This window comes from Hoeflea sp. IMCC20628, from assembly GCF_001011155.1.
GTDB lineage: Bacteria > Pseudomonadota > Alphaproteobacteria > Rhizobiales > Rhizobiaceae > Hoeflea.
The window spans coordinates 4634147-4656928 of record NZ_CP011479.1 but is presented as its reverse complement, the minus strand read 5'-3'; the positions used below and the strand labels follow the sequence as shown (position 1 = coordinate 4656928).

26 protein-coding genes are annotated in these 22782 nt (G+C 59.7%); 11 read left to right on the top strand and 15 right to left on the bottom strand.

Going from position 1 to position 22782, the window contains the following annotated elements:
• The first annotated feature begins 1 nt into the window (after position 1).
• The 3 genes from IMCC20628_RS21855 to IMCC20628_RS21845 are packed head-to-tail and all read left to right on the top strand — an operon-like array spanning position 2 to position 1762.
• Positions 2–538 (top strand): RNA pyrophosphohydrolase, encoded by a 537-nt coding sequence (locus tag IMCC20628_RS21855; RefSeq protein WP_047031961.1) that lies wholly within the window; start codon positions 2–4, stop codon positions 536–538.
• Positions 535–1242 (top strand): amino acid racemase, encoded by a 708-nt coding sequence (locus tag IMCC20628_RS21850; RefSeq protein WP_047031960.1) that lies wholly within the window; start codon positions 535–537, stop codon positions 1240–1242. The genes IMCC20628_RS21855 and IMCC20628_RS21850 overlap by 4 nt, the downstream gene beginning before the upstream one ends.
• Positions 1235–1762 carry an N-acetyltransferase gene (locus IMCC20628_RS21845; protein ID WP_047031959.1) on the top strand — a complete coding sequence of 176 codons (528 nt, stop codon included), beginning with the start codon at positions 1235–1237 and terminating at the stop codon, positions 1760–1762. Before IMCC20628_RS21850 ends, IMCC20628_RS21845 begins: the two co-directional genes overlap by 8 nt.
• Before the next feature lie 76 nt (positions 1763–1838).
• Here IMCC20628_RS21845 and IMCC20628_RS21840 read toward each other — a convergent pair whose 3' ends face one another.
• From IMCC20628_RS21840 to IMCC20628_RS21790, 11 genes are all read right to left on the bottom strand, one after another.
• Complete coding sequence (locus tag IMCC20628_RS21840) at positions 1839–2237, bottom strand: F0F1 ATP synthase subunit epsilon (RefSeq protein ID WP_047031958.1); 399 nt, start codon at positions 2235–2237, stop codon at positions 1839–1841.
• Between the two features lie 78 nt (positions 2238–2315).
• A complete protein-coding gene (gene atpD / locus IMCC20628_RS21835; RefSeq protein ID WP_047031957.1) occupies positions 2316–3857 on the bottom strand; it encodes a F0F1 ATP synthase subunit beta in 1542 nt (513 codons plus the stop codon).
• 24 nt (positions 3858–3881) lie between these two features.
• The gene (locus tag IMCC20628_RS21830) at positions 3882–4760 is read right to left on the bottom strand and encodes a F0F1 ATP synthase subunit gamma (RefSeq protein WP_047031956.1); all 879 of its coding nucleotides are present in this window, start codon (positions 4758–4760) and stop codon (positions 3882–3884) included.
• 28 nt (positions 4761–4788) lie between these two features.
• A complete protein-coding gene (gene atpA / locus IMCC20628_RS21825) occupies positions 4789–6318 on the bottom strand; it encodes a F0F1 ATP synthase subunit alpha (protein ID WP_047031955.1) in 1530 nt (509 codons plus the stop codon).
• The gene (locus IMCC20628_RS21820) at positions 6318–6878 is read right to left on the bottom strand and encodes a F0F1 ATP synthase subunit delta (RefSeq protein WP_047031954.1); all 561 of its coding nucleotides are present in this window, start codon (positions 6876–6878) and stop codon (positions 6318–6320) included. The genes atpA and IMCC20628_RS21820 overlap by 1 nt, the downstream gene beginning before the upstream one ends.
• Before the next feature lie 247 nt (positions 6879–7125).
• Positions 7126–7515 carry a DUF4345 family protein gene (locus tag IMCC20628_RS21815; protein WP_156174612.1) on the bottom strand — a complete coding sequence of 130 codons (390 nt, stop codon included), beginning with the start codon at positions 7513–7515 and terminating at the stop codon, positions 7126–7128.
• 151 nt (positions 7516–7666) lie between these two features.
• Positions 7667–8605, bottom strand: a complete 939-nt coding sequence (locus IMCC20628_RS21810; protein ID WP_245307837.1) for a DMT family transporter — start codon at positions 8603–8605, stop codon at positions 7667–7669.
• Positions 8606–8730: 125 nt separating this feature from the next.
• Positions 8731–9186, bottom strand: coding sequence for a hypothetical protein (locus IMCC20628_RS21805; protein ID WP_047031953.1), 456 nt, complete (start codon positions 9184–9186; stop codon positions 8731–8733).
• 120 nt (positions 9187–9306) lie between these two features.
• Positions 9307–9696: a nuclear transport factor 2 family protein gene (locus IMCC20628_RS21800; protein ID WP_047032870.1), complete on the bottom strand. Its 390-nt coding sequence runs from the start codon at positions 9694–9696 to the stop codon at positions 9307–9309.
• Positions 9697–9698: 2 nt separating this feature from the next.
• Positions 9699–10595 carry an MBL fold metallo-hydrolase gene (locus IMCC20628_RS21795; RefSeq protein WP_047031952.1) on the bottom strand — a complete coding sequence of 299 codons (897 nt, stop codon included), beginning with the start codon at positions 10593–10595 and terminating at the stop codon, positions 9699–9701.
• Positions 10596–10623: 28 nt separating this feature from the next.
• Positions 10624–11280: a DsbA family protein gene (locus IMCC20628_RS21790; protein WP_082128273.1), complete on the bottom strand. Its 657-nt coding sequence runs from the start codon at positions 11278–11280 to the stop codon at positions 10624–10626.
• Between the two features lie 97 nt (positions 11281–11377).
• On the opposite strand from IMCC20628_RS21790, the gene IMCC20628_RS21785 reads away from it, so the two are divergent.
• A complete protein-coding gene (locus IMCC20628_RS21785) occupies positions 11378–12286 on the top strand; it encodes a LysR family transcriptional regulator (RefSeq protein ID WP_047031951.1) in 909 nt (302 codons plus the stop codon).
• Positions 12287–12303: 17 nt separating this feature from the next.
• Here the strand turns inward: IMCC20628_RS21785 and IMCC20628_RS21780 are convergent, their stop codons facing one another.
• Positions 12304–13149 (bottom strand): helix-turn-helix transcriptional regulator, encoded by an 846-nt coding sequence (locus tag IMCC20628_RS21780; RefSeq protein WP_047031950.1) that lies wholly within the window; start codon positions 13147–13149, stop codon positions 12304–12306.
• Between the two features lie 129 nt (positions 13150–13278).
• Here IMCC20628_RS21780 and IMCC20628_RS21775 point away from each other — a divergent pair, with 129 nt between their 5' ends.
• The 3 genes from IMCC20628_RS21775 (at position 13279) to IMCC20628_RS21765 (ending at position 15234) form a co-directional block, all read left to right on the top strand.
• Entirely contained in the window at positions 13279–13491 is a 213-nt protein-coding gene (locus IMCC20628_RS21775; RefSeq protein ID WP_047031949.1) for a DUF2061 domain-containing protein, read from the top strand.
• Between the two features lie 231 nt (positions 13492–13722).
• On the top strand, positions 13723–14769 hold the full coding sequence (locus tag IMCC20628_RS21770) for a methyltransferase (protein WP_047031948.1): 1047 nt from the start codon (positions 13723–13725) through the stop codon (positions 14767–14769).
• 12 nt (positions 14770–14781) lie between these two features.
• Positions 14782–15234, top strand: a complete 453-nt coding sequence (locus IMCC20628_RS21765) for a thioesterase family protein (protein ID WP_047031947.1) — start codon at positions 14782–14784, stop codon at positions 15232–15234.
• Positions 15235–15404: 170 nt separating this feature from the next.
• On the opposite strand, the gene IMCC20628_RS21760 is transcribed toward IMCC20628_RS21765, so the two are convergent.
• Complete coding sequence (locus tag IMCC20628_RS21760; RefSeq protein WP_047031946.1) at positions 15405–17609, bottom strand: primosomal protein N'; 2205 nt, start codon at positions 17607–17609, stop codon at positions 15405–15407.
• Between the two features lie 94 nt (positions 17610–17703).
• Between IMCC20628_RS21760 and fsa the strand changes: the two genes are divergently transcribed.
• On the top strand, positions 17704–18357 hold the full coding sequence (gene fsa / locus IMCC20628_RS21755; protein WP_047032868.1) for a fructose-6-phosphate aldolase: 654 nt from the start codon (positions 17704–17706) through the stop codon (positions 18355–18357).
• A 137-nt stretch (positions 18358–18494) separates the two neighbouring features.
• Here fsa and IMCC20628_RS21750 read toward each other — a convergent pair whose 3' ends face one another.
• Positions 18495–19403 (bottom strand): 1-acyl-sn-glycerol-3-phosphate acyltransferase, encoded by a 909-nt coding sequence (locus IMCC20628_RS21750; RefSeq protein WP_082128272.1) that lies wholly within the window; start codon positions 19401–19403, stop codon positions 18495–18497.
• Between the two features lie 163 nt (positions 19404–19566).
• On the opposite strand from IMCC20628_RS21750, the gene IMCC20628_RS21745 reads away from it, so the two are divergent.
• The 3 genes from IMCC20628_RS21745 to IMCC20628_RS21735 all read left to right on the top strand — a co-directional run bounded on the left by IMCC20628_RS21745 (position 19567) and on the right by IMCC20628_RS21735 (position 22215).
• Positions 19567–20502 carry a tyrosine recombinase XerC gene (locus IMCC20628_RS21745; protein WP_047031944.1) on the top strand — a complete coding sequence of 312 codons (936 nt, stop codon included), beginning with the start codon at positions 19567–19569 and terminating at the stop codon, positions 20500–20502.
• Between the two features lie 205 nt (positions 20503–20707).
• The gene (locus IMCC20628_RS21740) at positions 20708–21799 is read left to right on the top strand and encodes a TraB/GumN family protein (protein ID WP_047031943.1); all 1092 of its coding nucleotides are present in this window, start codon (positions 20708–20710) and stop codon (positions 21797–21799) included.
• An 89-nt stretch (positions 21800–21888) separates the two neighbouring features.
• Positions 21889–22215 carry a hypothetical protein gene (locus IMCC20628_RS21735; protein WP_047031942.1) on the top strand — a complete coding sequence of 109 codons (327 nt, stop codon included), beginning with the start codon at positions 21889–21891 and terminating at the stop codon, positions 22213–22215.
• A 94-nt stretch (positions 22216–22309) separates the two neighbouring features.
• Here IMCC20628_RS21735 and IMCC20628_RS21730 read toward each other — a convergent pair whose 3' ends face one another.
• The gene (locus IMCC20628_RS21730; protein ID WP_047031941.1) at positions 22310–22780 is read right to left on the bottom strand and encodes a DUF2867 domain-containing protein; all 471 of its coding nucleotides are present in this window, start codon (positions 22778–22780) and stop codon (positions 22310–22312) included.
• Between the last annotated feature and the right edge of the window lie 2 nt (positions 22781–22782).

The window sequence follows — 22782 nt, the reverse complement described above, 5'->3', positions numbered from 1 at the left end:
CATGTCGGAAAAGCGAACCCACAACCTGCGCGCAAAAGATCTTCCCTATCGCCTATGCGCGGGGATCTTGGTGCTCAACAAGGACGGACTTGTCTGGGCTGGCCGCCGTATTGCCGAAGGCAACACCGAGTATGACGGTTCGCCGCAACTCTGGCAGATGCCGCAAGGCGGCATTGACGCCGACGAAGACCCCTGTCAGGCGGCGTTGCGTGAACTTTACGAGGAGACCGGCATGCGCTCGGTCGAACTGCTTGCCGAGGCTCCTGACTGGATCGACTATGATCTTCCCGAGCCGATGATCGGCATTGGCCTGAAGGGCAAGTATCGCGGTCAGCGGCAACGCTGGTTTGCCATGCGCTTCACCGGCGATGAAAACGAGATTCAGATCAATCCGCCGCCGGTTGGCAACAAACCCGAATTTGACGCCTGGGAATGGAAGCCGATGCAGGAATTGCCTGGGCTGATCGTTCCATTCAAGCGCAAGGCCTATGATCAGGTTGTTGCAGCCTTTGGACATCTGGCCGGGAGCAAGGGATGAACCTGATAGGCCTGTTGGGTGGCATCAATGGCTGGAAGACAACGGCAACCTATTACCGCCTGATGAATGAATATGCGCGCAAACAACTCGGCGATGATCACACCGCACGGGTATTGCTTCATTCGGTCAATTACCAGCAAATCAGGGAATACCGCGCCAATGATGATTGGGGCTCCATCCGCTCTGTTCTTGCCGAGGCCGGGAGCGGACTAAAGGCGGGCGGCGCCAAATTCATCGTCTTGGCGGCCAACTCCATACACCAGGTCAGCGACGCCATCAGCGCCGAATCGGGCCTTGACCTCTTGCATATAGCCGACCCCGTCGGGTCGGAAATTGCAGCGGACGGATTTGGTAAAGTCGGTCTGCTCGGCACTCGCGCCACCATGGAGACCGATGTCTATAGTCATCGTTTGGAGCGAACCTTCGGCATTTCAACCATCATCCCCGAGAGAGAAGACCGTGTCCAACTAGATCAGATCATCTACACTGAACTCAGTGCCGGTGTGATACGGCCAGGACTGCAGACCTATCTGAACGATTTGATCCGAAAGCTGAGCGATCGGGGCGCTGATGCAATCATTCTGGGCTGCCCGGAACTCACGTTAATGGTCCCACCCGATAGCGACACCATCCCGGCCTATGATACCACCAGATTGCACGCCAGGGCGGCTGTGCGGCGATCGATCGAGGAATATTATGTCTGAACGCAAATGCATCGCCGCAAAGGCAATCTATCGCGACAGCAATGCCGCTGATGTGCCGGCCATTGCGGCTCTCGAAGCCTCTGGATATGCCAATGCAGGCGTATCGGAAGCGGTTTTGGCCGCCACGGCGGAGGCAATTTCCATTGTCGCCGAACTCGACGGCGAGGTCGTCGGTCATATCCTGCTGACCCCCGTGGCCGGCCCGGAACGGGCTCTGGCGCTGGACCCGCTAGCCATCTTGCCAGCCTGGCGGGACATGCAGATCGGCACTGAACTGGTCCGCCATGCCTTGCGACTGGCACGGCAGAAAAACTGGCACTCGGTCTTCGTCTTCGGGCAACCGGATTACTATTGCCGGTTCGGCTTCAAATCCCGGACCGCCGACGGTGCCGAGATTGCCTGTCAGGGGCCGCGGTTTCTGGCGTTGGAACTGAAGAAGGGAGCGCTTGCAGGCTGGACCGGACCCCTGGTCTATCCCGATGCCTATGCCGAATTGTTCACCACGCTCACCCAGCGTTGAAGATTTCAGACTTTTACGCCACGAAAAAGGCGGCCCGAAAGCCGCCTGACAAAACGCATCTGAATGACCGCTGGATCTAGATCGCTGCTTCCAGCGTGGTCAGATGATCGAGATATTCCTGCGCCTTCTGCTTGGAGGCGTCGTTTGATGCGTCCGTCACATCTTCGCGCGCATTCTGAAGCCGTTGGGCAAGATCGCTGCGGTCGATGTCGCCCACTGCCATTGCCGATTCGGCCAGCAACGTGCAGCCTTCAGGCACGATGTCGGCAAAGCCGCCAAACACCACGAAACGTTCGGTGTTGCCATCGGCGGTCACCACGGTGACCACGCCAGGCTTGATCGTGGTCATGGTTGGTGCGTGATGCGCCATCACCGTCATTTCACCGTCGGTGCCGGGAATGACGACTTCGGTCGCGGTTGCCGAGAAAAGCAGCCGTTCCGGGGATACGAGTTCAAAATTGAAGCTGTCAGCCATGACGTTCACTTTATCGCAGTGCTGTTCGGGTGCACCGCGCAAACCGGCGAGTGCCGGAATGCGCGGGCAATTTCAGGTTCAGGCTACTTCAGCGGCGAGGCGCTGAGCCTTTTCGACGGCTTCTTCAATGGTTCCGACCATGTAGAAAGCCGGCTCGGGAAGGTGATCGTAATCGCCGTTCACCAGGCCCTTGAAGCCCTTGATGGTGTCGGCCAGATCGACCAGCTTGCCAGGCGCGCCGGTAAACACTTCAGCCACGAAGAACGGCTGTGACAGGAAGCGTTCGACCTTACGGGCGCGCGCCACAGTCACCTTGTCTTCTTCGGACAGCTCATCCATGCCCAGAATGGCGATGATGTCCTGAAGCGACTTGTAGCGCTGCAGGATTTCCTGAACCGCACGGGCCACTTCGTAGTGCTCGTCACCGATGATCAACGGATCAAGCATGCGCGAGTTGGAATCGAGCGGATCCACAGCCGGGTAAATGCCCTTTTCAGCGATAGACCGGTTCAAAACGGTTGTCGCGTCCAGGTGGGCAAAGGTCGAAGCAGGCGCCGGGTCGGTCAAGTCATCGGCCGGCACGTAAACGGCCTGCACGGACGTAATGGAGCCCTTGTTGGTGGTCGTGATGCGTTCCTGCATCTGGCCCATATCGGTAGCCAGTGTCGGCTGATAGCCCACAGCGGAAGGAATACGGCCCAGAAGCGCCGACATTTCCGAACCAGCCTGGGTAAAGCGGAAAATGTTGTCCACGAAGAACAGCACGTCCTGGCCATCGTCACGGAACTGTTCCGCAATCGTCAGGCCGGTCAAGGCAACACGCGCACGTGCACCTGGAGGCTCGTTCATCTGACCGAAGACGAGTGCACATTTCGAGCCTTCGCCGCCGCCTTCCTTGTTCACGCCGGATTCGATCATCTCATGATAGAGATCGTTGCCTTCGCGGGTACGTTCGCCAACACCGGCAAACACGGAATAACCACCATGGGCTTTGGCGATGTTGTTGATCAGTTCCTGAATGAGAACCGTCTTGCCAACGCCGGCGCCGCCGAACAGGCCGATCTTGCCGCCACGTGCATAAGGTGCGAGCAAGTCGACAACCTTGATGCCGGTTACCAGAATTTCAGCTTCTGTTGACTGTTCGCTGAATGCCGGAGCGTCCTGGTGAATGCCGCGGCGGGTCTTGGTCTTGACCGGACCGGCATCGTCAACCGGCTCACCGATCACGTTCAGAATACGACCGAGCGTTTCAATGCCGACCGGCACCGAAATCGGCTCACCGGTGTCGAGCACTGACTGCCCGCGAACCAGACCTTCGGTCGAGTCCATGGCAATGGTGCGAACTGCGTTTTCACCGAGATGCTGTGCGACTTCAAGCACCAGGCGGTTGCCCACATTGGTGGTTTCAAGCGCGTTCAGGATCGCCGGCAATGTGCCGTCGTCGAACGTTACGTCCACAACAGCGCCGATCACCTGGGTGATGCGGCCGGTCGCGCCGGCCTTCGCCGCTGCGGTTGCAGTTGTGCTCGCCTGTGATGCGCGCGCTGCTGCGGGCTTCTTAGCCGCTGCGGGTTTTTTCGCCGCTGCGGGCTTGGTTGCCGGGGTAGCTGCCTTAGCCATGTATCTTACCCTCTTCCGTGTACCTTAGAGCGCTTCCGCGCCCGAAATGATTTCAATGAGTTCCTTGGTGATCTGGGCCTGCCGCTGACGGTTGTAGCTCATCGACAATTTGTCGATCATCTCGCCAGCATTGCGGGTTGCGTTGTCCATGGCGGACATTTTCGCGCCCATCTCACCTGCAACGTTTTCGAGCAGCGCCCTGAAGATCTGCACCTTGATCGAACGCGGAAGCAGATCCTCGAGGATTTCCTCCGCACCCGGCTCGTAATCGTAGATCGCCGAGGCGCTTGCGTCGGCAGCCTCTGCTCCGGTGGTCGCCGGGATCAGTTGCTGTCCGGTCGGGACCTGGCTGATGACCGATTTGAACTCCGAATAGTACAGAGTACAAACGTCAAAGCCGCCCTTTTCGAACAGATCCATGACCTTGTCCGCGACCAGTTCGGCCTGGGCAAAGCTCATCTGCTTGACTTCGCGGAAATCCACACGCTCGATGATCAGAGCCGAATATTCGCGGCGAAGGATATCGTAGCCCTTCTTGCCGACGCACAGGATCTTGACAGTCTTGCCGTCAGCCAGCAAGCGGCGAACCTGTTCGCGTGCAAAGCGGGCGATCTGCGAATTGAAACCGCCACACATGCCACGTTCAGCGGTACAGACGACGAGCAGATGCACGTCGTCCTTTCCGGTTCCTGTCATCAGACGCGGCGCGTCATCGCCACTACCCACAGCTTCGGCGATGTTGGACATCACCGCAGCCATGCGTTGCGAATAAGGCCGTGCGGCCTCGGCCGCCTCCTGGGCACGCCGAAGCTTCGCCGCTGCGACCATTTGCATCGCTTTGGTGATCTTCTGCGTCGCCTTGACGGAGGCGATCCGGTTTTTCAGATCCTTGAGTGAAGGCATCCGTTATCCGTCCTCGGTCTTAATGCCGTTAAGCAAAGGTTTTTGCGAAAGTGTCGACTGCGGCCTTCAGATTCGACTTGGTGTCGTCGCTGAGAGCTTTTTCCTTGCGGATGGTTTCGAGCACATCCTTGCCTTCGCTGCGCATGTAACCCAGCAAGCCCTGTTCGAACCTGCCAACCTGCTTGACGGCAACCTTGTCGAGATAGCCGTTCACGCCAGCAAAGATCACCGCAACCTGTTCTTCCGTCTTGAGCGGCGAGAACTGAGGCTGCTTGAGCAGCTCGGTCAAACGCGCACCACGGTTGAGCAAACGCTGTGTCGCGGCATCAAGGTCGGAGCCGAACTGGGCAAATGCCGCCATTTCGCGGTACTGCGCAAGCTCGCCCTTGATCGAACCGGCAACCTGCTTCATCGCCTTGACCTGAGCGGCCGATCCCACGCGGGACACCGACAGACCAACGTTCACCGCCGGGCGAATGCCCTGGAAGAACAATTCGGTTTCAAGGAAGATCTGACCGTCGGTGATCGAAATCACGTTGGTCGGAATATAGGCCGACACGTCGTTGGCCTGGGTTTCGATCACCGGCAGAGCTGTCAGCGAACCACCACCATTGGCTTCATTGAGCTTGGCGGCGCGCTCGAGCAGGCGCGAGTGAAGATAGAAAACGTCGCCAGGATAGGCTTCACGTCCGGGCGGACGGCGAAGCAGCAGCGACATCTGACGATAGGCAACAGCCTGCTTGGACAGATCGTCATAGGCGATCAGTGCATGCTTGCCGTTGTCGCGGAAATATTCGCCCATTGCGCAACCGGCGAACGGTGCAATGAACTGCAGCGGTGCGGCGTCGGATGCGGTCGCCGCAATCACGATCGAATACTTCATCGCGCCGCGGTCTTCGAGAACCTTGACGAACTGTGCAACCGTCGAACGCTTCTGGCCGACCGCAACATAGATGCAGTAGAGCTTTTCAGCGTCAGGGCCGTTCTCGTGAATGGCCTTCTGGTTGAGGATCGTGTCGAGAATGATCGCGGTCTTGCCGGTCTGACGGTCACCAATGATCAGCTCGCGCTGGCCACGGCCAACCGGGATCAGCGCATCAATTGCCTTCAGGCCTGTCGCCATCGGCTCATGCACCGACTTGCGCGGCATGATGCCAGGCGCCTTGACGTCGACGCGGGCGCGGATCTTGGTCTTGATCGGACCCTTGCCGTCGATCGGATTGCCGAGCGCGTCAACAACGCGGCCGAGCAGTTCCGGACCAACAGGCACGTCAACGATGGCGCCGGTCCGCTTGACGATGTCGCCTTCCTTGATGTCCCGGTCGGAACCGAAAATCACGACGCCGACATTGTCGGCTTCCAGGTTGAGCGCCATGCCACGAATTCCGCCAGGGAATTCGACCATTTCACCAGCCTGAACATTGTCGAGGCCGTAAACGCGGGCGATACCGTCACCGACGGACAGGACCTGACCGACTTCGGAGACTTCGGCTTCCTTGCCGAAATTCTTGATCTGGTCTTTGAGAATTGCGGAAATTTCCGCGGCGCGGATGTCCATCAGCCAACCTCTTTCAGTGTATGCTTAAGGGTGGAAAGTTTAGTGCGAAGCGATGTGTCAACCTGGCGTGAGCCAATCTTGACGATCAGACCGCCCAGCAGCGAAGCATCGACTGTGACGTCAAGCGTCACGGTTTTCCCAGTCACGCCGGATAGCGTGGCCTTGAGTTCTTTTTCCTGCGCCGCCGACAACGCATGTGCGGTTGTCACATCGGCAGTGACCTCGCCGCGATCGCGGGCAACGGTCTCATGATAGGCGCGGATCATCATCGGTACGGCAAAAAGCCGACGGTTGCTGGCAACGACCTTGAGGAAGTTGCCGACCAGGCCGGTGATGCCCGCCTTTTTAATCAGCGCAACGATCGAGCGGGATTGATCTTCAGCCGAAAATACCGGGCTGTTGACCAGGCGCTGCAAATCAGTGCTGCCATCGATCATGACCTGAAAACGGTCAAGATCCTTGGCCACGGCATCAACCGACTTGGCTTCAACTGCCAGCTCATAAAGCGAGGAGGCATAGCGTTCGGCGACACCGGAAATATGATGGGAGTTATCTGCCACGGGCTGGATTGTCTCTCATTGGCATCCAAGAGCCTGCACTCGACCGGAATCCGGAAAGGCAAGCCTTTGATTTTGTTTCGGTAAATTTCGGGGTCCCCAAGCTCGAAAACTTGTTTTTCCCGAAATGCGCGGTCCGTCTAGCATAGAGCGAGGGGAGTCGCAACACGCCGGACGCAGCATATGGCCCTGCTTTAGGATGAGTTGACCCAATCTTGCGGTTTAAGCAAGCGCCAAAAGCCGACTGTCTTCAAATCAATCCCATCCCGTATAGCAGTGGAGCTGCCGCCAGCAAAATTTCGATCACCACGGAAACCAGATTGTACCAGTTCATGCCCCGGTCCGACATCATCGAAATGATTCGCCCGAAGGCTGTAAACGCCCAGCCAGCGCCCAGCGCCAGATAGATCAGCGGCTGGGCGAACAACAGCGCACAGACCCCCACACCAAGATAGAACCCGGCCATTGTGGCGCGGGCTTCCGACACAGCTTCGGGATGATCAGGCGCGGTTCGAAGCCGCAGGACCCTGAGCGAAAGCCGTGGTGCAAACAGCAGCAGCAGGCCAAAGCCGATTGTCACAAATGCCGCACTCCAGGCCAGCCATTCGCCCTGTGTCGTCGGCCAATAAAACTCAATCATCCCGGCATCTCCGTTTCATCTCCAACAGCTTCCACACTCGAGCAGCGCCAAAATGACGCATCATCGTTTCAAACCACCTCAAGCCTGATCAGGCTCTATCATGTGGCGCCGTCACGCCAAAGCGACAGTGTTCTTCGTTGCACCGGCGCTATCAGTCGAGTGCAGCCAGCTTGCGCTCCTTGCGGGCGATCTGCCGCTCCCGGTTCATGATGTAGAATCCGCTCATGCAGATGATCGCGGCCCCCACCAGAGTCCAGCCATCGGGAACGTCGCCAAAGACGAAGTATCCGAGTGCGATCATCCACAAAATCTGGCTGTAGATGAATGGCGCCACCTTCGACGCGCTGGCAAGCCGGCTCGCCTTGACCAGCAACGCATGACCGCCCAGACCGAACACGCCGAGGCTGGCAAGAGCGGCGAAATCGAAAACCGAGCCCGGCATCTGCCCGTAGATCAGCGCCGGCGGCGCCATCAACAAAGCTCCAAAGATGCTGGAATAGAACACCATGCTGGACTGGCTCTCCTGCAGTGCCAGCTTGCGGGTTATGATCGAATAGATCGAGTGAGTGATCGCCGCGAGGATTGACCAGACGATGGCCACCGAAAACACATCGGTTCCCGGTCGCACTACAATCAGCACACCGACAAAGCCGACCATGATCGCCGCCCAGCGCCGCGGCCCGGCCCATTCACCCAGCAACGGCCCGGCAAGTGCAGTCACGATCATCGGCACGCTGAGAAAAATGCTGACGGTCTGCGCCAGCTGCAACTCGCGCAAGGCCATGAAATTGAACAATGTGGTGGCCGGCAGCAACAGACCGCGCAGGACCTGCAGGGGCGCATTCGTCATCCGGTACATATCCGCCCGGCGCCATCCCTGAAACGCGAAAAAGGATATCACCACATGGCTGAAAAACCGGCACCAGACCACGAACACCGCGGCATAACCTGCCGTCACCAGATACTTGGCTCCGGTGTCCAGAGCCGCAAAGCACATGAAGGTGCACAGCGCCATGACCATTGCCACGGGCGGCATGGCTTCACGATCAACATCGTGCCGCGCCGGGCGGGGATTGACTATGGGATCCAAGGGAATGCCTTCGTTAAGATCGCGGCGTCAGGGGCAACCCGCGTGACTGTCGTAAACACATGCACCGTGCACCCGGTTCTGTCAAAAACCTCATGCACCGTCTGACCGCCGCTCCCGCAAGGGCCTCAGACGCCGCAATCGCCCTTGTAGGCAATCTCGCTCGAAGCACCGTTGCGCGACACGGTGATCGTCCCCGAAAAAGCCGAGCTTTCCATGCCCCTCTCGCCTTCGAGCAGGCTCACTTCAACCAGATAGGGATCCGCGTGGTGGGACTGATAGCTGCGAACCGCACCGCCATCGAGTGGCCGGATGCCGGTCTGCGCCAATTGCGTCAGCTGTCCGTCAATCCGCATGAACGGTGATTCGATCGGATCGAGACCATCCTCTGCAGGAAAATTGGTAAACAGCACCCAGCGCCAGCTTTCGGGATCATTGTAATCGAAGCTATGATCAGCCCGCGTGAAACTGCAGTAGCTGTCGATATTGAACCAGACGATATCATCGATCCGCGGCGCGCCATCCTGGGCAACAACCGGTCCGGCCATCAGCATTGAAAAAATCGCAATCAACATCCGTTTCATTATCGCAGTCCTCGCGCTTCATCCGTTTCACACAGTTGCAATCTACATTTTTCGCCGAATCGCACCAGTACTGCCGGTCATTTCAGCCCTGGTCAAAAATGTCGTGGGTGATTGCGCCTACTAGCGCATTGCGGCCTGCACCATGGCGCTGTCGACGAATTGGGTCATGCTGACGATCTTGCCATCCTTGACTTCGTAGAGGTGCGCAAAGCTCGCCCGCATCGACTTTCCGGTCGCCACATAGGTGCCTTGGTATTCGCCAAAAGCAGCAACCCGGTCGCCGTCTTCCATGAAGCTGTGGACCTTTGCAGAATGCCCGCTCCACTCCGTGGCCAGACGTTGAAACACGCCCTTGATGATGGCGTCTGGGCCGACATAGGTTCCCGCATAGGGGAAACCTGCCGCTTCGGTCCATGAGGCATCCGGAGCGAGAGCGGCCAGCAGTGCCTGGCCGTTCTCTTCCGATGTGCCCTCGTAGGTCGCGCGGACCAGATCGAGGTTGGCACCCATGATCAGCCCCACTTCATTTCGCCGGTGGCAGCTTTGGCACCGAGCTCGAGATTGGCAGCACCGCCCAGGTCAGGGAAGCGGGCCTTCATGGCCGCAATAAGCTCTGCCGAATTGCCGGCCTTGGCCAGTTCTTCCTCGAAGGCCAGCAGATAGGCTTTGGTGTATTCAATTGCCGCAATGCCCAGCGGTGCTTCCGGCGTCATGTGTCCAGGGACGACCACCTCCGGATTGCGCGCCGAGATGGCGTCGAGATTTGCGACCCAGGCAGCACGCTGTTCCTTCTTTGCCGTATCGGCAGTCCAGACGTGGACGCCGGAGAAGACCATAACACCGCCAAAGACGGCCTTCAGGTCTTCGGACCAGAGATAACGGCGATTGGCCAGGCCCTCTGCCGCCACGATCGCGATATCGTGCCCATCGACGCTCAAGGTTGCTTCATCATAGGCGGCAGGCATCACCACATCTTCGACCGATTGCGGACCATTTTCGCCCAGCTGCGGTCCCCAGGTCGCGATCTTCTTGGCGACATTGCCATTGATGGCTTCGATCGTGACACTGGCGGCAATCACGCGGGCATCGGGGAATGCCTCGACGATCGGACGCAGGCTGAAGTAAAAATCCGGATCGCTCTGGCTGACATAGATAGTGGTCAGCGTCTTGCCAGTGGCCTTGATCTTTTCAGCCAGCTTGCGACCGTCTGAAAGTGTGAAACCACCGTCGATCAGAATGGCTTCAGTCTCGCCAGTCACCAGAACAGGGGCGCGGTTGAAGCCATTCTCCCCGGCAGGAAAATGGGTCCAGATAAGGCCCGCGTCATTTGCATTCGAGCCGGTTGAAGACATGAGCGTTGCGGCGCCAGCCGCTGCTGAAAGTTTCATGACAGTTCTCCTGGTAAACATGGGACTTTTCTTTCGTTTGAGAGGAATTTCAGGCAAGCCCGAGGGCAGCCAGCATGGGTTGGGTTCCGGAATAGAGCGCGCTTGCGTTCATCGGCTGGCGTGCATCGCCAGTCCCGACGATCAGGGCAGGAACACCTTGAACGTGGAATTTTGCCATCGTGGCGTGGGCCTCTGCCGTGCGCTCCTGAAGCAGACGCAAAAGCGCTTCATCAGGTTCGATCACGAGGGCGGCGGATTGGGTCAGGCCAAGTCCGCTCAGCAGTTCCGCAACGACCTTGGCAGACGTTACATCCTTGCCGCCCACATAACGGGCTTCCTGGATTGTCTTGAGCGCCTCGATCACCCGTTTCGGGGCTTCCATCGAGACAGCCGTCACAGCTCGTGTCGCAATGGTGGAATCCAGCATCGCACCCTTTGCGCCCAGCACATCGCGCCGGTAAGCCTCGCTGAAAGTGCGGCCGCTCAGTTCTGCAATCCGCTGATCAGCCTGCCAGGCCTGTGCCGCAAAGCCGTCCATCGACCGCGCACCACGGCCGGAAAACAAACCGGTCGCGAGCGGCTGGAGATCGATGGAGGGATGCTGCGCAAGCTCGGCAACGGTCGCCGACGCGCCGTAGCACCAGCCGCAAAGCGGATCGAACAGATAGTGTAGTGTGATTGCCTTGGTCATGGTCTGTTGGGTCATGGTCTGTCTCCTTGACCCAGAACATGATGGATTTCAGCGATCTCCGAAAGACAAACGATTTTGACATATTGTTTGGATAAAGCTAACAATCAAATCCATGACAAAAGGCTACAATCTCAACCGCCTCGCCTATTTTGCCGCCGTGGTCGAAACCGGGTCTTTCACCCGCGCGGCTGAGCGCCTTAAGGTGACGAAGGCTGTGGTCAGCAGCCAGATCACCCAGCTGGAACAGGAGATTCAGGCAACGCTGTTGATCCGCAGCACGCGCAAGGTCAGCCCGACCGAGGCGGGTCAAAACTTCTACGCCCATTGCGCAACCATTCTTGCCGAGGCCGAAGAGGCTTTCGAGGAGCTGTCACAGATGACAGCCGTGCCGACAGGGACGCTGCGACTGACCGCGCCCAACGACTACGGCACGGCAATCGTCACGCCGGTGGTCGCAGCCTTTCGCCGCCAACACCCGTTCTGCAAGGTTGATTTCCACCTGGGCGAAAGCCGCAGCGATTTGATGACCGGCGAACTGGATCTGGCTATCCGCGTCGGCTGGCTGACCGATTCGGCCCTGCAGGCCAGAAAGATCGGCGGATTTAAACAACTGCTGGTCGGCGGAACCGACTACCTGTCCGGATTGCCGGACATCGCCCATCCCGACGACCTTCAAGCGGTCGATTTTGTCTCCAATGCGATGATGACAGAGCCCGATATCTGGCGGTTTGAAAACTCACAAGGCGACGATGTGACGGTGCAAATGGAGAACACGCTTTCCATTGACAGCACGCCCGCCCTTCTCGAGGCGGTAAAGGCAGGCGCTGGCCTCGCGGTCCTACCCGACTACCTGGTCCACGATCAGTTGCTGGCAGGAAACCTGCAGGCCATCCTGCCCGGCTGGACCCTGCGGGACGGCGGCATCTACACCGTTTACCCGCCATCGCGCTTTCGCCCCGCAAAGGTGACGGCCTTTGTGGCAATGCTCATCCTCGCGGAAAAAGCACGCGTCAGTCGGTGATTGAGCCGCCCCGGAACTCAGACCTGGTCAAAAATCTCGCGAATGATCTTGCCGGCATTGCGCGCTTCGACCTCTGATTCGCGCACCAGCGTGTCAAAATGCTCGGTCAGCGCACTCACCTGCTTGCTGTCACGATAGACCAGATAGAACTGCCCGACATAAACCGCAGCCAGCAGCCGCCCGAAAATGGAAATCGGCGCAGAAAACACCTTTTTCGAATCGTAGAGATACAGCCTCAGCGAAGGATACAGCCGGGCGCAGCCATCTGCCATGAACTCGATCTGCTCGGCCCGGACATCGCGATCAAGCCCTTCCCAGTAGCCATGCCCCCGCGCCATCGACCTCACCTTGTCGATCGAGACGCAGATTTCATAGTCCGACCCCGGCGCACGCAGCCACTCGGTCGTCTCGTGCATGGCGCCGCGTGCCTGTTCCGGGGTCTTGTCGAGAAAAGCGGCATATTCCCATTCCAGCACCGCTTCGGTCTTCAGAATGTCGGGAAGCATCGCCGGCACATGCCGGATCTTGTGCCCGGCAGCTTCTTGGTGCCAGGCGATGATCTGCTCGTCCGCCGGTGTCCGCTGCGCCGTTTCCATGCGGAAATTCGCCGACAGCACCTCGGCCGCTGATTCGGGCCGGTCCGACAGGCCCAGCAGCCAGTCGGCGCTGACGCCAAGCGCCTGCGCGCATTCCGCCGCCAGATGCGCATTCGGCAGCCGAACCTCGTCGCTGGCCAGCAATTGCGCAATGGTCGAGCGATCGACCCCAGCCGCCCGCGCCAAAGCGCTGCGGCTCATCCCGTTGAGCGCCAGCCGGGCAGCCAACCGGGTGCGAAACAGCTCTGATCGTTCATTCTTGTGCATTGCTGCACTTTCACACGCTTGGTGTCTTTAATCAACAAACGCGCGTTTTTGCTGCAAAGATACAGAATTTCGGCGAGTTCACGAGCGGAGTAGAAAGGCCCTGTCGCAGCAATGCCCACAGGAGACACCATGGAAACGAAACTCAGAACCATCGCGAAAGCTCTCACCTGGCAGGTCATCGGCCTTGCGGTGACAGGCGCGCTGGCCTGGTTTCACACCGGCTCCGTGCTCACCGCCCTCAGTTTCGCGTTGACCACCGCCACCAGCGGCCTCGCGTTCTTTTTCGTTCACGAACGCCTCTGGGCGCGGGTGAGATGGGGCATCGGCGAGCGGCATGCGTGAGGGTGCTTGGGTTATCTGAGCTGCCTGTCTGAGCAAAACCGTCAGACGGCCGCATGTTGCATCGCGCTCCCTGACTGCCTCGGGCGGCGAACTGATTTTTTGCTGTAATATCAATCCAAACCAGCCTTCAAGCGCCTCCCTCCGGCAAGACCTAGGCCCCATGTTGCGCCGCAGAACCAGGTGTGTATGCTCCGCGCATAATCACAAAAGACGGAAACAGGGGAGGACAGCATGCTGGCCCAGGATACAGTGACGACTTGTGAAAAGCCGATCGAAAGCGCAGAGGACCTCTCGTCGATTGCCTTCGGTTTCATGGCTTCCAAAGCCCTGTTTGCAGGGCTCCACGTCGATCTTTTCTCGATGCTCGCGGATGGCCCCAAGTCGGCCGAGGAACTGGCCAGGGACGCCGATATCCCGATCAATCGTGTTGCCATTCTGACGACGGCGCTTGCCAGTGTTGGCCTGCTCACCATCGCAGATGACAGGAAAATCCGGAACTCTCCCGCGGCACAGAGCTTTCTGTCGAAGGAGTCGAAATATGATTTCGGCGATTACCTGCGCTATCAGATCGACCAGCAGATGTATCCCTTCCTGCTCCAGCTCAACGCCGTGATGAAAGGCGATTTATCCGAGGATGCGATTGCCTCCTACAAGCACTGGATGGCGGATGAAGAGCAGGCGTCGGTCTATTCCGAAAGCCAGCATGCCGGGTCGCTCGGGCCGGGTCGGACGCTTGCCCGGAAGGTGGATCTCAGCACTGCCGCCTCCCTGCTGGATGTCGGCGGCGGAACCGGCGCGATGACGATCAGCCTGTGCACGGAATACGAAAACCTGCACGCGACCATCATCGATTTCCCCAATGTGGCCGAGATCGGCTGGCGTTTCATCTCCGAGGCCGATCTGGTCGACCGCGTGCGCTACATTCCCGGCAACGCCATCGAGGTGCAGTGGCCGGGTAACCAGGACGCCATCCTGATGTCCTATCTGATGAGCGGCGTGCCGGGTGAAGACGTCGAGGGGCTTTTGCAGAAGGCATTCGAGGCGCTGTCGCCTGGCGGCAAACTGATCGTGCATGATTTCATGGTCGAAGAGGACCGGCGCGGCCCGGCCCTTGCAGCACTGTGGCAATTGCAGCACATGGCGTTCACGCCCGAAGCCCGCTCGCTCTCTGTCGGGTGGTTGACAGAAGCCGGCAAAAAGATCGGATTCGAGGTCAAAGACGTCGACAACCTGATTCCCGCGATGACCAAGCTGGTCGTCTTCGCAAAACCTTCTTGATCGGGTGATGCCATGTCGACATTCCGCCTGCACGAAGAACCGCTTCAAAAGGACTGGCTCGACGCCTATGGCCACCTGAACGAGGCCTATTACCAGGTCCCGTTCAGCAACGCGACCTGGAAGCTTCAGGACCACTTTGGCATCGGGACCGAGTATTTCGACAGGACCGGCTGCGCGCTCTACACGCTGGAAACGCATTTGCGGTATGTCGGCGAGGTGCGCGCGTCGGCAACCCTGTCGATTGAAACCGCCATACTGGGGGTGGACGCCAAGCGTCTGCATGTCGGGCACACCATGTGGTCCGGCGCACGCGAGTGCGCGACAGTCGAATGCATGCTGTTGCACTACGACACGCGCGTGGATGGCTCGGCTCTCTTCCCCCAGGACATTCGCGAAAATCTGCACAATGCGATCCTGAAGCCGACACCAGACTGGGTCGGACGAGCATTGCGCCGATTGGAATAGGGGTATCCATTCAGGGCCGGAAGCGAACCTTCGTCGAGAGGGACGTCAGCTAACGCGTTGTGCGATTGATATGACAACACTTTGGAGGCCGGGAGTACCCAATTGGCGAACGGCACGAACGGCCAATTTGTCCGCCATGCAATCATCCATCCATCATTGAGCACCAGCCGCTACAAGAAACTCTGCGGATCGATATCGACCTGCACCTGCACCGAGCCGCGCGCCTTCGGGCCTTGCGCCAGCATTTGCCGGATGAATCCCTGCATGTCCTTGCCGCGTTCGCCATGCACCAGCAGCCGAAAGCGGTAGCGGCCCCTGATCAACGCCAGCGGCGCCTCGGCCGGTCCGAGCACCATGATGCCCGTCCCTGTGGGCGCAGCCGCCCGCATCGCCCGTGCATGGGTTTCGGCCTCCGGCTTGGTGGCGGCCGAGATGATCACCGAGGCGAGCCGGCCGAACGGCGGAAGATGCGCGCGGCTGCGCTCGTCGGTTTCGCGCTCGTAAAAGGCTTCCGGATCGCCTGACGCCAAGGCCTGCATTACCGGATGTTGCGGTTGAAAGGTCTGGATCAGGCCGAGGCTTTTGTGGCCCGAGCGCCCGGCGCGTCCGGTCACCTGCGACAGCAGCTGATAGGTCCGTTCGGCAGCACGCGGATCGCCATTCGACAGGCCCAGATCGGCGTCAACCACACCGACCAGCGTCATCAGCGGAAAATTGTGCCCCTTGGCGACCAGTTGCGTACCGATGACGATATCAGCCTCGCCCTTGGCGATCGCCTCGAGCTCGATCCTGAGCCGCCGCGTGCCGCCGGCCATGTCTGACGACAGCACGATGGTGCGCGCATCGGGAAAATGCTTGTACGCCTCCTCGGCGATCCGCTCGATCCCCGGGCCGCAAGCGGCCAGATGATCCAGCGTGCCGCAGGACGGGCAGGCATTCGGAGTCGGTTCGGTGTGGCCGCAATGATGGCATTGCAACTGGCTGCGAAAACGGTGCTCGACCAGCCAGCTTGAACATTGCGGGCACTCGAAGCGGTGACCGCAGACCCGGCACAAGGTCAGCGGCGCATAGCCGCGCCGGTTCAAAAACAGCAGTGACTGTTCCTTGCGTTCCAGCGTCGCCGCCATCGCCTTGAGCAGCACCGGCGACAGGAACCCGCCCCGCGCCGGCCCGTGCTTGCGCATGTCGACCAGCTTCAGGTCAGGCAGCACCGCTTCGGCATAGCGGCTTGGCAGAACCAGATGCCGGTACCGGCCCTGTGCAGCATTGACGCGGGATTCGATCGACGGCGTCGCCGAAGCCAGAACAGCCGGGATGCCAGTGAGGCGGGCGCGCACCACCGCCATGTCGCGGGCATTGTAGAACACCCGTTCTTCCTGCTTGAAGGCCGGGTCGTGCTCCTCATCGACAATGATCAGCCCGAGATCGGCAAAGGGCAGGAACAGCGCCGAGCGGGCTCCAGCGACAACGCTGACATGCCCTTCGGCCGTCTGCCGCCAGACCTTTTCGCGCATCCTTGGCGCCAGTTCCGAATGCCATTCCGCCGGCCGCGCCCCGAAGCGCTGATGGAAGCGGTCGAGAAAGGCGCTGGTCAGCGCAATTTCCGGCAGCAGGATCAGCACCTGCCGGCCCTGCCGCACGGCTTCGGCAATTGCCTCGAAATAGACCTCGGTCTTGCCCGATCCGGTCACACCATCAAGCAGCGTCACATTGAAACCGCCTTCGGCCACCGACTTGCGCAATTCACCCGCAACCTCGGCCTGGCCCGGCTCCAGCGCTGCAGACTTGTAGTCGGGGTCCGGTGCGGCCACCACCGGCGGCGGCGGCAATCTCACCGGCTCGAACACTCCTTGCGCCGACAACCCGTCGATGACGCTCGCGGTCACGCCGGCGGCGTGCGCCAGCCCGCTGCGGGTCCAGGCCAGACCGTCGCCTGCCTGTTCGAGCACCCGTTGCCGCGCCACGGTCAACCGTTCCGGCCGTGTATCGGTCAGCCGCAACGCGTCGATCATCGGTTCGGGATCAAATGCTGCCGGCGCCCTCAGTGCCATCCGCGCCACCAGCCCGGGCGGCGACAAGGTGTAGGCCGCAACCCAGTCGATGAAGCGCCGCATCGGCTCGACAATCGGCGGGCAAACGAAAACCTGGACAATTTCGCGCAGCTTGTCCGGGTTGATCACATCCGCCTCGCCATCCCAGACAATGCCCGGCACCAGCCGCGGCCCGAGCGGCACCTGGACGATTTGCCCGGGGCTCGCATCGATGCCTTCCGGCAGCGCATAGGAATAGGCGCGCTCGGCCGGCATCGGAATCAGCACGGGAACAACCTTGCGCGGAAACAGTCCGCCTGAATTCTGTCGCGAATCTTTGATCATGTGAGGTGACCTTGCCCCCGCTTTGGTCTAAAGGAAACCCAGATTGATCAACAGCGCGCCGGTTCTGCCCGGCTATGCAGCTTGGGAGACTGAAATGAAATTCTTTGTCGACACCGCCGATGTTAATGAAATCCGCGAGCTCAACGATTTGGGCCTGATTGATGGCGTCACCACCAACCCCTCACTGATCATGAAATCCGGCCGTGACATTGTCGAAGTCACCAAGGAAATCTGTTCGATCGTTGACGGCCCGGTTTCTGCTGAAGTCACGGCCACCGAATATGACGCGATGATGAAGGAAGCCGCCGTTCTGGCCAAGATCGCCGACAACATCTGCATCAAGCTGCCTCTGACGCTCGAAGGCCTGAAGGCCTGTCGGGCGCTGACATCTGACGGCCACATGACCAATGTGACGCTGTGCTTTTCCGCCAACCAGGCGCTGCTGGCCGCCAAGGCCGGCGCCAGCTTCATCTCGCCCTTCATCGGCCGGCTCGACGACATGGCCATCGACGGCATGGAAGTGATTCGCGAGATCCGCCAGATCTACGACAATTACGGCTTTGACACCGAAATCCTCGCGGCCTCGATCCGCACCGTCAATCATGTCCGTGAAGCGGCCCTGATCGGCGCCGACGTGGCAACAATCCCCGCCTCCACCATCAAGGCGCTGGTCAAGCACCCGCTCACCGACAAGGGTCTGGAAGCATTTCTGGCCGACTGGAAGAAAACCGGCCAGTCCATCGCCTGATCAACGGCACCTGATCTCAAGAATTCAAACGGCCCGGTCTTTCCGGGCCGTTTTTGCATCCGGATACCGCTGAACAAATGAGGTCAGGATTAGGATTGGAGCCGGGATTCCGCGGGAGCGAAGGAGAGGGCCAGCCCTCAGTCCGCCTGGGTCCAGCCGGCAGGTGCTGGCTCGAAGGCCCGGTCCGGATTGGCCGCAAGGCCGTGGACGGTATGATATTCAAGCGCCCTGACGGCCTCGGCCGGATCGGAATCGAGATCCTCGGGCAGGATCGCCTCACCTACGGTGAACCGGAATGTATGGCACTTCTTGTTGAGAAGTTCATGGAACACGGTCATGTCCCTGAGTTCGGTCGAATGCTTCGACAGCCAGTAAAACAGCCCGGAATTCCGCGCCGAGATATTCACCGGAACGATCGGCAGGCCATGCCGCCGCGCCAGTGTCACCGCCGAAACCTTCCAGGGCCGTTCGGTCAGCTTGCCCGCATGCCAGAATGCAATTCGGCCTGACGGAAACAGCACCGTCGCCTTGCCGTCCTGAACCGCCTGATTGGTCAGTTGCAGGGTCTCGCGGGTCTTGTCGCGGCTTTTGTAGTCATCGCGCCATTCCACTGGAATAATGATCTCGTTCATACGCGGGCTCACCCGTACCGCATCACGATTGGCGAACATCACCATGTCGGGCCGATGTAGGCTGAGAAAATCGAACATCGCCACGCCATCGGCAATGCCGGTGGGGTGATTTGCTACGAGCAGGAATTTGCCTTGCTTTGGAATTCTGTCTTCGCGCCGGGACTGGATATCGAGCTGCAGCAAATCACTCATATGCTGGAAAGCCGCACGTCCGGATATCGGCGCGATAGCATCAGCCATCCGCACCGCAGCGCCATATTTCAAGGTGGCATAAATGAACGGTCGAATCATCGGCCATGCCGGATGGTTCACCAGCCGGCCGCCGCGTTCAGCGATCAGCTGGTCAATGATATGCCCGGGACGTCCGTGGGCAAGCACCTGCAAACGGTCTGAAATCTCCGCCACATACGCCATGGACTCGACCCCTCTGGATTCCGCGTTCGCCAGTTCTATGGCAACACAATGTGATGCCATGATGACATCGGCGAACGTCCTCGTTTACTCCGTGCTAAGCCTCTAATGCAATAGTCCTGTCATGGTTCCGCGAAGACGCGCGGCACCAGTCAACGGATTTATCATGCAGCAACCGCTTGTCATCGCCGCCCCGGATGTCGTCATCGAGCAGCAACACTGGCTCGCTCAGCTGATCGAAGAGCGGCGTTTGTCGCCAAAAACCGCAGATGCCTATGAACGCGATGTGCGCCAGTTTCTGGGTTTCTTGACCCGGCATCTGGCCGGTCCTCCCAAAATTTCCGATCTGGCGGATCTTCGCACGCTTGATCTGCGCGCCTTCATGGCCGAGCGGCGGCGAGAAGGTGCGGGTGCCAGAACACTGGGGCGCGGGCTTGCCGGCATCAGGTCCTTCCTGCGCCATCTCGAACGCAAGGGCATGGCCAACGCCGCCGGCGCCGCAGCGACCCGCTCGCCGCGCCAGCCCAAATCATTGCCCAAGCCGTTGAGCACGCGAGATGCCCTGCGCGTGGTCGACGCCGATCTGCAATTGTCGGACGAGCCTTGGGTCGCCGCCCGCACGGCAGCTGTTTTAACTTTGCTCTATGGCTGCGGCTTGCGCATTTCGGAAGCCTTGTCGCTGACCGTCAATGATCTGCCACACGATGGAGAAACGCTCAGAATCACCGGCAAGGGCGGCAAGACCCGGATTGTGCCGCTGTTACCCGCAGCGCGGGAGGCAATTACAGTCTACCGCAAACTCTGCCCGTTTACGCCAGATGCAGATGCACCGATGTTCCGCGGCGTTCGCGGCGGACCATTGCAGCCGGCCATCGTGCAGAAGGAAATGCGACGCCTGCGCGGCGCACTCGACCTGCCTGACAGCGCAACGCCGCACGCGCTGCGGCATTCTTTTGCAACCCACCTGCTGGCCGGCGGTGGCGATTTGCGGACCATTCAGGAATTGCTGGGCCACGCCAGCCTGTCGACCACCCAAGTCTATACCGGCGTTGATTCGAGGCGCCTGATCGAGATTTACGACCGCGCCCATCCCCGCGCCTGAAATTCTTTGTTGTGCGCCGCCCAATTGTCGCTGTCCTGCGACGATTTCTGCATCAAAATCATCCTGCAACCGGCTGCATAATGCGGGCCGGGCGGTCATGTTAACGCGGCATTAACCATGCAAGGAATCGCCAACCGGAATTAACCGGATGGTCGGGCTTGAGAGGTTAGAGTTGCTGTGCAAATCACAACGAACGGCCGAGTCGATGCACCACCAGATACCCTTCTCCCAGTTTCGGACCACCTGCGCCCGACTTCCGGGCGTGATGTTCTACCTGGCCGCATCCTTGCCATTCATGCTGCTGATCCTGCTCGCTGTCGGGCTTGTCTTTAGCATTACCAAGGCTGGCGCCACCGAAAGTGCCACTTGTGACGGAAAAAGCCTGGTCACCGCGCTGGCTCTCTCCGCACCCGGCAAGCTTGCCGAAGCCCGGGCCGAAGCCGCGGCAACCAAATACGGATCCGGGTTTTTGTGGAAGGTCGAAAAACCCGGGATCGACACTTCCTGGCTGTTTGGCACAATGCATGTCACCGATCCACGGGTGACACAGTTGCCCGACGCCGCCCAGATAGCCTTTGATGCAGCCGGGACCGTGGTCATCGAAACCGTCGATATTCTCGATCCGGTCAAGGCCCAGGCGGCACTTCTGTCAAAACCGGAACTGACCATGTTCACCGACGGCAGCACGCTGACGTCATTGCTAAGCGAAGATGATGCCAAGTTGGTCGAGGCTGAACTGTCCCGCCGCGGTATTCCGCTGGCGCTGGTCTCGCGCATGAAACCATGGATGATTGCCGGTCTGGTGGCATTGCCGCCCTGCGAGCTGGCGCGCAAATCCGCCGGCGCTGAATTCCTCGACATCAAGATCGCCAACACCGCCAAAGCCGCTGGCAAGCCAGTGCTCGGGCTGGAAAGCATCGGCGAGCAAATGGCGGCGATGGCCGATCTGCCGATGGAATTTCACATCCGCGGCCTGGTCGAAACCATCAAGCTCGCCGACTTGATGCCTGACATCATGGCGACCATGACCGAACTATACCTCCAGGGCGAGATTGCGCTGATCATGCCGGTGATCATGGCCTCCGGACCGGATGGTACGGAAGAAGATATTGACGGCTATGCCGAGTTTGAGGAGCGCATCGTGCGCATGCGCAATCATGTCATGGCCGAGCGCGCAGCTCCGATCCTCGAACAGGGCGATGTTTTCATCGCCGTAGGAGCGCTGCACCTGCCCGGCGACGAGGGACTGGTCTCGCTGCTCGAGACCGCCGGTTACACGGTCAGTTCCGTTCAGTAACAAACTGTGACGGCCGGCGCACCGCGCCCGCCGGAACCTATCTCCCTGTCATGGCGTTCTTGCCCTGTGATAGACAAAGGAGATGTCAAATGGTTGAATACAACCCCCGTCCCGTCGACCCGAGCCGCCCCGGCGAGCGCATCCACGAAACAACTGTCGTACGATCAAGCAACAACAATGGCGTGATCGCCGCGATCATCCTGTTCATTGTGTTGGCCATCGGAGCCTTCGCCTATTTTTCCACCGATGATGCCCGGATGGAAAGCACCACCACCCCGGCTCCCGCAGTCAGCGAGCAGGTGGCACCTGATCCCGATGCAGCGCAGCCTGTCCCGGCACCGGATGCACCGGTCGAAATTGCGCCAGCAGCCCCTGCTGCCAATGACGCTGCCCCGGCTCCCGCAGTCAATCCGTAAAGCTAACCCGTTACGCACAAAATGGCTTCCCCAACCGCCCGGTTCTGCCGGGCGGTTTTGTGTGCGCTGTGCAAAGCTGAGGGCCGGATGGGATTCAGCGAAGGCGCGACAGCGCCGTTGCAACAATGAGTTTGTGAAACGGCATGATCACCGCCAGATAGATGCGGCCAAACCGGTTGTGGCGTTTGACCAGCGTCATCAACCGCACGGCGGTTCTGCCTGCCGGTTGGGAACGGGTCGACACGACAATGCGGAAATCCAGATGACGGTCGTCAAAGCCGAGAATGATCTCGCAGGCACTGTTGCTGATGATCGGAAACATGCCGATGCGCTGGCTTGCGTGAGCTGCGGCATCCGGATCGCCCTTAAGGCCAAACGGGCGGACGACGAGATTTCGCAGCACCATCAGCGGCGCCACCCATGACGGCAAGCGCCCGAATGCCTGGCGGGCTGCCGCCTCGGCGTGCAGATTGTCGTCTTTGCTCAGCGCCTCGAAGCAATCAGCCCAATCCGCACCCGGCAAGGCCGGATGCGGCAGGGAAATCTCGATCTCACGAGCCTTCATCA

Coding starts and splice junctions, on each gene's coding strand:
- IMCC20628_RS21780 (WP_047031950.1), bottom strand. CDS start 13,149: ATGCACAAGAATGAACGATCAGAGCTGTTTCGCACCCGGTTGGCTGCC.
- atpD (WP_047031957.1), bottom strand. CDS start 3,857: ATGGCTAAGGCAGCTACCCCGGCAACCAAGCCCGCAGCGGCGAAAAAA.
- IMCC20628_RS21800 (WP_047032870.1), bottom strand. CDS start 9,696: ATGGGTGCCAACCTCGATCTGGTCCGCGCGACCTACGAGGGCACATCG.
- atpA (WP_047031955.1), bottom strand. CDS start 6,318: ATGGACATCCGCGCCGCGGAAATTTCCGCAATTCTCAAAGACCAGATC.
- IMCC20628_RS21765 (WP_047031947.1), top strand. CDS start 14,782: ATGTCGACATTCCGCCTGCACGAAGAACCGCTTCAAAAGGACTGGCTC.
- IMCC20628_RS21830 (WP_047031956.1), bottom strand. CDS start 4,760: ATGCCTTCACTCAAGGATCTGAAAAACCGGATCGCCTCCGTCAAGGCG.
- IMCC20628_RS21745 (WP_047031944.1), top strand. CDS start 19,567: ATGCAGCAACCGCTTGTCATCGCCGCCCCGGATGTCGTCATCGAGCAG.
- IMCC20628_RS21850 (WP_047031960.1), top strand. CDS start 535: ATGAACCTGATAGGCCTGTTGGGTGGCATCAATGGCTGGAAGACAACG.
- IMCC20628_RS21790 (WP_082128273.1), bottom strand. CDS start 11,280: ATGACCCAACAGACCATGACCAAGGCAATCACACTACACTATCTGTTC.
- fsa (WP_047032868.1), top strand. CDS start 17,704: ATGAAATTCTTTGTCGACACCGCCGATGTTAATGAAATCCGCGAGCTC.
- IMCC20628_RS21785 (WP_047031951.1), top strand. CDS start 11,378: ATGACAAAAGGCTACAATCTCAACCGCCTCGCCTATTTTGCCGCCGTG.
- IMCC20628_RS21770 (WP_047031948.1), top strand. CDS start 13,723: ATGCTGGCCCAGGATACAGTGACGACTTGTGAAAAGCCGATCGAAAGC.
- IMCC20628_RS21760 (WP_047031946.1), bottom strand. CDS start 17,609: ATGATCAAAGATTCGCGACAGAATTCAGGCGGACTGTTTCCGCGCAAG.
- IMCC20628_RS21805 (WP_047031953.1), bottom strand. CDS start 9,186: ATGAAACGGATGTTGATTGCGATTTTTTCAATGCTGATGGCCGGACCG.
- IMCC20628_RS21795 (WP_047031952.1), bottom strand. CDS start 10,595: ATGTTTACCAGGAGAACTGTCATGAAACTTTCAGCAGCGGCTGGCGCC.
- IMCC20628_RS21735 (WP_047031942.1), top strand. CDS start 21,889: ATGGTTGAATACAACCCCCGTCCCGTCGACCCGAGCCGCCCCGGCGAG.
- IMCC20628_RS21740 (WP_047031943.1), top strand. CDS start 20,708: ATGCACCACCAGATACCCTTCTCCCAGTTTCGGACCACCTGCGCCCGA.
- IMCC20628_RS21730 (WP_047031941.1), bottom strand. CDS start 22,780: ATGAAGGCTCGTGAGATCGAGATTTCCCTGCCGCATCCGGCCTTGCCG.
- IMCC20628_RS21855 (WP_047031961.1), top strand. CDS start 2: ATGTCGGAAAAGCGAACCCACAACCTGCGCGCAAAAGATCTTCCCTAT.
- IMCC20628_RS21750 (WP_082128272.1), bottom strand. CDS start 19,403: ATGGCGTATGTGGCGGAGATTTCAGACCGTTTGCAGGTGCTTGCCCAC.
- IMCC20628_RS21840 (WP_047031958.1), bottom strand. CDS start 2,237: ATGGCTGACAGCTTCAATTTTGAACTCGTATCCCCGGAACGGCTGCTT.
- IMCC20628_RS21775 (WP_047031949.1), top strand. CDS start 13,279: ATGGAAACGAAACTCAGAACCATCGCGAAAGCTCTCACCTGGCAGGTC.
- IMCC20628_RS21845 (WP_047031959.1), top strand. CDS start 1,235: ATGTCTGAACGCAAATGCATCGCCGCAAAGGCAATCTATCGCGACAGC.
- IMCC20628_RS21815 (WP_156174612.1), bottom strand. CDS start 7,515: ATGATTGAGTTTTATTGGCCGACGACACAGGGCGAATGGCTGGCCTGG.